The sequence below is a fragment of the Streptomyces sp. NPDC059524 genome, assembly GCF_042749255.1.
GTDB lineage: Bacteria > Actinomycetota > Actinomycetes > Streptomycetales > Streptomycetaceae > Streptomyces > Streptomyces xanthii.
On sequence record NZ_JBHYTK010000008.1, the window covers coordinates 6,664 to 13,690 of the forward strand.

5 protein-coding genes are annotated in these 7,027 nt (G+C 70.8%); 3 read left to right on the plus strand and 2 right to left on the minus strand.

Annotated features, from left to right (window positions below):
• Window positions 1-210: 210 nt before the first annotated feature.
• Window positions 211-1,557 carry an MATE family efflux transporter gene (locus tag ACFW9D_RS03585; protein ID WP_384617285.1) on the minus strand — a complete coding sequence of 449 codons (1,347 nt, stop codon included), beginning with the start codon at window positions 1,555-1,557 and terminating at the stop codon, window positions 211-213.
• A gap of 450 nt (window positions 1,558-2,007) precedes the next feature.
• Between ACFW9D_RS03585 and dnaB the strand changes: the two genes are divergently transcribed.
• Window positions 2,008-3,486 carry a replicative DNA helicase gene (gene dnaB / locus ACFW9D_RS03590; protein ID WP_188337941.1) on the plus strand — a complete coding sequence of 493 codons (1,479 nt, stop codon included), beginning with the start codon at window positions 2,008-2,010 and terminating at the stop codon, window positions 3,484-3,486.
• A 30-nt stretch (window positions 3,487-3,516) separates the two neighbouring features.
• On the opposite strand, the gene ACFW9D_RS03595 is transcribed toward dnaB, so the two are convergent.
• The gene (locus ACFW9D_RS03595) at window positions 3,517-4,626 is read right to left on the minus strand and encodes an FAD-dependent oxidoreductase (RefSeq protein ID WP_384617288.1); all 1,110 of its coding nucleotides are present in this window, start codon (window positions 4,624-4,626) and stop codon (window positions 3,517-3,519) included.
• 123 nt (window positions 4,627-4,749) lie between these two features.
• On the opposite strand from ACFW9D_RS03595, the gene ACFW9D_RS03600 reads away from it, so the two are divergent.
• Both ACFW9D_RS03600 and ACFW9D_RS03605 read left to right on the plus strand, forming a co-directional pair.
• Window positions 4,750-5,430, plus strand: coding sequence for a TetR/AcrR family transcriptional regulator (locus ACFW9D_RS03600; RefSeq protein WP_384617291.1), 681 nt, complete (start codon window positions 4,750-4,752; stop codon window positions 5,428-5,430).
• A 75-nt stretch (window positions 5,431-5,505) separates the two neighbouring features.
• Window positions 5,506-6,915: a serine hydrolase domain-containing protein gene (locus ACFW9D_RS03605; RefSeq protein WP_384617294.1), complete on the plus strand. Its 1,410-nt coding sequence runs from the start codon at window positions 5,506-5,508 to the stop codon at window positions 6,913-6,915.
• The last annotated feature ends 112 nt before the right edge of the window (window positions 6,916-7,027 follow it).

The window sequence follows — 7,027 nt, forward strand, 5'->3', positions numbered from 1 at the left end:
TGTTGCGGCCCTTGTTAATCGGGGTGGACGTCTGGGCCTCCCCCTGGTTTTCACTTGCGTTTAACGTTTTGGGGGCCCGCACCCGGGGGGGGGCGCCCCCACATGCTTGCCGGGGTGTGGTCACGGCGACCGCGGACCGGTGGTTTCACGGCCGTGGGCGCGGCACGGTGTTTCACGTGAAACGGTGCGCTTCGGGCCGTACGGGACGGGTCAGCGGGTCGCGCCGGTGATGGCCCAGCGGCCGGAGCGGTAGCGCATCCAGAGGGTTGCCATGCGGACCGCCATCATCAGGGTCATCGCACCCCAGAGGGCGGTGAGGCCGCCGCCGAGGACCGGTACCAGCAGGGCGACGGGTGTGAAGACGGCCAGGGTGATCAGCATGGCCCAGGCCAGGTACGGGCCGTCGCCCGCCCCCATGAGGACACCGTCGAGCACGAAGACGATGCCGCAGATCGGCTGGGACAGGGCCACGACGACGAGGGCGGGCAGGGCGGCGTCCTGCACGACCGGGTCACTGGTGAACAGCGGCACGAAGAGTGGCCGGGTGAGGATGACCAGGACACCGAGGACCACGCCGGACGCGATGCCCCACTGGACCATGCGGCGGCACACGTCGCGGGCGCCCTGGGCGTCGTCCGCGCCGAGATAGCGCCCGATGATGGCCTGGCCCGCGATGGCGATGGCGTCGAGGGCGAAGGCCAGCAGGCTCCACAGCGACAGGATGATCTGGTGGGCGGCCACGTCGGCGTCGCCGAGCCGGGCCGCGACCGCTGTGGCGATCATCAGGATCGCGCGCAGCGAGAGCGTGCGGACCAGGAGCGGGGCGCCTGCCTGGGCGCAGGCGCGGATGCCGGCCGCGTCCGGGCGGAGCGAGGCGCCGTGGCGCCGGGCTCCCCGGACGACCACGACGAGGTAGATGACGGCCATGCCGATCTGGGCGATGACCGTGCCCCAGGCGGAGCCGGCGATGCCGAGGTCGGCGCCGTAGACCAGGCCCGCGTTGAGCGCGCCGTTGGCGATGAAGCCGGCGACGGCGACGTAGAGCGGGGTCTTGGTGTTCTGCAGGCCGCGCAGGACGCCGGTGGCGGCGAGGACGACGAGCATCGCGGGGATGCCGAGGGCGGAGATCCGCAGATAGGTGACCGCGTAGGGCGCGGCCGTGTCGGAGGCGCCGAAGAGGTCGATCAGGGCGGGTGCGGTGGGCAGGACGACCGCGATGACCGCGGCCCCCAGGATCAGCGCGAGCCAGATGCCGTCCATGCCCTGCTGGATCGCGGCGCGCAGATCGCCGGCGCCGACCCGGCGGGCGACCGCGGCGGTGGTCGCGTAGGCGAGGAAGACGAAGATGCTGACGGCGGTCGTCAGCAGGGCCGAGGCGACAGCGAGACCGGCGAGCTGGGACGTGCCGAGGTGGCCGACGATGGCGCTGTCGGCCATGAGGAAGAGCGGCTCCGCGACGAGGGCGCCGAAGGCCGGGACGGCCAGGGCGACGATCTCTCGGTCGTGCCGGCGCCGGGCGGCCTTGGGTGTCGCGGGAGCCTGTGTCATGGGCACCAATCTAATCTTCCACAGGTAAGAGATGCAATTGCTGAGAGACCCTTACTTGCGGAGCTCTTCCGCGTGTCGCGCGGCGGTATCCACAGAGATCTTGCGCCGACCGGGAAAGTTTTTCTTCTGCACAGCCGGTGGACGGCAAAGCAGCAGGTCAGACAGTGTGTGCAGAAAGGCCTGAGGGCTTGTTCACAGGGCTGTCCACCGTGTCGTGCACAGGTTTTCCCCAGTTGTCCACAGAGAGAGGCCCGTCATCCACACCGCCTGTGGATAACCAGATTGGCTGACGGTGCCCGCGCGCCTACCGTGGTGCGGCGCCCACCGTGTCCTGACACCTCGGAAACCTCGCGGATCCGACGCGTCAGAAGCGGAATCGGGCCCCTGATTTGTCAGTGTCGTGCCGTAGGAATGAGAGGCACGGCGAGGTCCGCTCGGCGGACGGGAGGAGGTGGCCCGGTGAGTATCTCCGAGCCATTGGACGACCCCTGGGCCGACAGCGGTCCGAGTGATCGTCTGCCCCCCACCCGCCGTCGGCGGGACGGCGGCCGAGGTCCGGGGGACCAGCACGAGCGAGGCCGGGAAGAAGGTGGCTGGGACGAGGGTCCCGCCACCTTCGAGCGCGTTCCGCCGCAGGATCTCGATGCCGAGCAGTCCGTGCTCGGCGGCATGCTCCTGTCGAAGGACGCGATCGCCGACGTCGTCGAGGTCCTCAAGGCGGCGGACTTCTACAAACCCGCCCATGAAACGATCTTTCAGGCGATTCTCGACGTCTACGCCAAGGGCGAGCCGGCCGACCCGATCACCATCGCCGCCGAACTCACCAAGCGTGGCGAGATCAACAAGGTGGGTGGCGCCTCCTATCTGCACACCCTCGTCCAGACGGTGCCGACGGCGGCGAACGCCGAGTACTACGCGGAGATCGTCCACGAGCGCGCGGTCCTGCGGCGCCTGGTCGAGGCGGGCACGCGCATCACGCAGATGGGATACGCGGCCGACGACGAGGTCGACGAGATCGTCAACAAGGCGCAGGCCGAGATCTACGCGGTCACCGAGCAGCGCACCAGCGAGGACTACCTCCCGCTCGGCGACATCATGGAGGGCGCCCTCGACGAGATCGAGGCGATCGGCTCGCGCAGCGGCGAGATGACCGGTGTGCCGACCGGCTTCACCGACTTCGACTCGCTGACCAACGGCCTGCACCCCGGCCAGATGATCGTCATCGCCGCCCGCCCCGCGATGGGCAAGTCGACGCTCGCCCTGGACTTCGCGCGCGCGGCGTCCATCAAGCACAACCTGCCGAGCGTCATCTTCTCCCTCGAAATGGGGCGCAACGAGATCGCGATGCGTCTGCTGTCGGCCGAGGCGCGGGTGGCCCTGCACCACATGCGCTCCGGCACGATGACCGACGAGGACTGGACGCGCCTCGCGCGCCGGATGCCCGAGGTCTCGGCGGCCCCGCTCTACATCGACGACTCGCCGAACCTGTCGATGATGGAGATCCGCGCGAAGTGCCGCCGCCTCAAGCAGCGCAACGACATCAAGCTCGTGATCATCGATTACCTGCAGCTGATGCAGGCCGGTGGCTCCAAGCGTTCCGAGAGCCGTCAGCAGGAAGTCTCGGACATGTCGCGAAACCTGAAGCTGCTCGCCAAGGAGCTCGAGGTCCCGGTCATCGCGCTCTCGCAGCTGAACCGTGGTCCCGAGCAGCGCACGGACAAGAAGCCGATGGTGTCCGACCTGCGTGAGTCCGGCTCGATCGAGCAGGACGCGGACATGGTCATCCTGCTGCACCGCGAGGACGCCTACGAGAAGGAGTCCCCGCGCGCGGGCGAGGCCGACATCATCGTCGGCAAGCACCGTAACGGCCCGACGGCCACGATCACCGTCGCCTTCCAGGGCCACTACTCCCGCTTCGTGGACATGGCGCAGACCTGATCGAGGACGGCCGCCCGGCGACGGAAGGCTTCAGCCGGGCTGGAAGAAGGCGAGCATCTTCCGTGCGGCGTCCGGCGCCGTCAGCATGTTCTGGAGGTCCGTGGACATCCGGGCGGCGGCGCCGGTCCGCTCGAACATCTCACGCTCGTACGTCCTGACCGCCGCGGCGAAGTCGCCCGGGTGCGCGGCCAGCGCGAGGCCGAGCTCGGCGCCGTCGAGCAGCGCCATGTTGGCGCCCTCTCCCACCGGCGGCATCAGATGCGCGGCGTCGCCGACCAGCGTGACGTCCGGTGCGGACGGCCAGGTCAGACCGACCGGGAGCGTGTAGAGGGACCGAGGGACGACCGTGTCGTCACAGGCCTCGATCAGCGCGGTGAACCGTGCGTCCCAGCCGGGGAGCAGATCGATCAGCCGCGCCCGGGCCCCGGCCGGATCGTCGAGCGGTATCCCGCTGGTGGCGAACCAGTCCTCGGCGGTGCCGTGGAAGGTGAGGCCGATGCGGACGCGGCCGTCGCCGTTGCGCTGCGCCGCCAGGGACTTTCCGTCGCCGAGCACCCAGTAGGTGCCGCGTCCGACCATCGCCGCGAGGTCGGGGTGCGTGCGGTCGACGTCGGGGATGCCGATCTCCACGACGTTCTGGCCGAGGTGCTCCGGCCGGGCGTCGGTGAGCAGCGGGCGGACCCGTGAGTGCGCGCCGTCCGCGCCGACCAGCAGGTCGTACGGCGCGCGGGCACCGTCCGCGAAGCGCAGCAGGCCGTCGCCGGCGGACGTGAACGCGTGTCCCCAGCGCACCGTGCCCTCGGGCAGGGAGTCCAGCAGCAGAGCGCGCAGATCGGCACGGTCCACCTCGGGCCGGTCGAGCGGGGCGTCGTCGGGGGTGTCCTCCTGGAGAAGCAGCGTGCCGTCCGGTTCGAGCAGACGCATGTCCTGACCCTCGCCACGGGCGATCGCGTGGAACTCGTCGATGAGTCCTGCCTCGAGCAGCGCCCTCTGCCCCGAGTGGATGTCGAGCATGCCGCCCTGCCCGCGCGCGTGGCGGGACGCCTCCCGCTCGTAGACGACGGCCTCGATGCCGTTCACATGCAGGACCCGGGCCAGGGCCAGGCCGCCCAGCCCGGCTCCGACGATCGCGATGCTCATGGTCGCCTCCTCTTCAGCGATGCAGCAGTGCAGCAGTGCAGTCGTGCAGCGATACGTCGACTCGACCGATACAGCGTATCGGTCAATACACTGTATCGGTCCATGCGTTGTATGGTGAGCGGCATGTTGGTGTGGGAGAGGCCGGAGCCGGCGGAACGACCGGTCCCGGCCCCGTTGAGCAGGGAACGGATCGTGCGCGCGGCGATCCGGTTGGCCGACGCGGACGGCCTGGACGCGGTGTCGTTGCGCAAGGTCGCCACCGTGCTCGACGTCCGGCCGATGCGGCTGTACGGCTACATCGACAGCAAGGACGAACTGCTCGACCTGATGGTCGACGCCGCGCACGCCGAGATCCGGCCGACCGGAGACGGCTGGCGGGAGGTTCTCCGGTCCCTCGCCGAATCCACCCGGCACACCGCGCACAGGCACGAATGGCTCGCCGATCTCCTGGGCGGCCGGCCCCAGCTCGGGCCGCACGCGCTGGCCACCGGGGAGTGCGTGGTCGCAGCCCTGGACGAGGTCGACGTGGACGCCGTCATGCCGCTGGTCGCCGCGGTCAACGCGTACGTGATCGGGGCGGTGCGCCGGGAGATCGCCGACCGGCGTGCCGAGCGGGCCACCGGGATGGACGAGAAGCGCTGGCAGGCCTCCCTCGGTCCCTACCTGGAACGGACCTTCGCCACCGGCCGATTCCCCGCCCTGGCCACGGTGGTGCACGATGCCGCCCACCTGGACGCCGACGCCACCTTCCACATCGGCCTCGACTGCCTGCTCGACGGCATCGCGGCCCGCCTCGCGAAGTGACACGCCGCCGACGGGTCGCACCGGCCGGACGGTAATCGGCTCGACGGGCGCGCGTGCACACGATGAACTGGGGCGATGACGACATCGCCGGTCTCCCCGGTACCCCAGGCATCCCCGGAAGAACTGCTGCCCTCCACGCGGCGCGCGCTGCTGCACCGCATCGCCGTGGCCCAGAGCGAGGGGCGCGCACCGTCGCTCGTCGCCGCGGTCGCCCGGGACGGCGCCCTGGTGTGGACGGGATCGCGGACCTCCGTGGACGGACACGGGCCCGACGAGAACGTGCAGTACAGGATCGGCTCGATCACCAAGACGTTCACCGCCGTCCTCGTGCTGCGACTGCGTGACGAGGGCCTTCTCGACCTGGCCGATCCGCTGGAGAAGCATCTGCCCGGCACCGGCGCGGGCGAGGTGACCATCGCCGAACTCCTGGCGCACACCGGTGGGTTGGCGGCCGAGACGCCGGGTGAGTGGTGGGAGCGGTCGTCGGCCGAGCTCCGGCCCACGCTGGGCGAGGTCCTCGGCGAGCAGCCGTTCCGGCACCCGGTGGGCCGGCGTCACCACTACTCCAATCCCGGCTACACGCTGCTGGGTTCACTGGTCGAGAAGCTGCGCGGGGCGCCCTGGGCCGAGGTGCTCCAGCGGGAGGTCCTCGACCCGCTCGGCCTCACCCGCACCAGCGCCGAGCCGCAGGCCCCGTACGCCGGGGGATGGGCCGTGCACCCTTACGCCGATGTGATGCTGCCCGAACCCAGCCAGGACCTGGGACTGATGGCGGCAGCAGGGCAGCTGTGGTCGACCACCCGCGACCTGGCCGTCTTCGCCGCGTTCCTCGTGGCCGGTGACGAGCGCGTGCTCGGGGCCGAATCGCTGCGCGAGATGCGGGCTCCGGCCGCTCCGACGCTGCCCGGCGACTGGGGCGCCTCGTACGGACTCGGGGTGCAGGTGGCGCACCGGGACGGGCGCACGCTCGTGGGGCACAGCGGGTCGCTGCCCGGGTTCGTGGCCGGGCTGTGGCTCTGCGAGGAGGAGGGACTCGTGGCCGTCACGCTGGCCAACTGCACCTCGGGCGTTCCCGCCGCGTCCGTCGCCGCGGAGCTCCTGGCGATCGTGGCCGACGCCGAGCCGAGGATCCCCGAGCCCTGGCGGCCCCTCCCCGAAGTGGACGCCTCTGTCCTGGAGCTGGCCGGACCCTGGTACTGGGGCACCCAGGTGGTGGCGCTCCGCCTCACCGACGGCGACGGAGTCACGCTGGGCCCCGTGGCCGGCGGCGGACGCAGCTCCCGCTTCCGGACGAACGGCGACGGCACCTGGACCGGGCTCGACGGCTACTACGCCGGAGAGGTCCTGCGGGCCGTACGGCGGCCGGACGGCGCGGTGAGCCATCTCGACCTCGGATCGTTCATGTTCACGCGCGAGCCGTACGCCACGGACGCGCCGGTGCCCGGCGGGGTGGACCCGGAGGGCTGGCGCGGCATCCCGCGGTGAACCCGATCAGGAGCGGGCGCCCGGGTGTCGGGGGAAAAGCGGGGCCGCCCAGCGGGTGCGTGTTAACCCCCAGCGAGGGCGTGAAAACGACTCGGGGGTTTAAACCGTAGGC

Bases quoted from the DNA above. Each gene is read 5' to 3' on its own strand.
- ACFW9D_RS03600 (WP_384617291.1), top strand. From the start codon at position 4,750: ATGTTGGTGTGGGAGAGGCCGGAGCCGGCGGAACGACCGGTCCCGGCC.
- ACFW9D_RS03595 (WP_384617288.1), bottom strand. From the start codon at position 4,626: ATGAGCATCGCGATCGTCGGAGCCGGGCTGGGCGGCCTGGCCCTGGCC.
- ACFW9D_RS03605 (WP_384617294.1), top strand. From the start codon at position 5,506: ATGACGACATCGCCGGTCTCCCCGGTACCCCAGGCATCCCCGGAAGAA.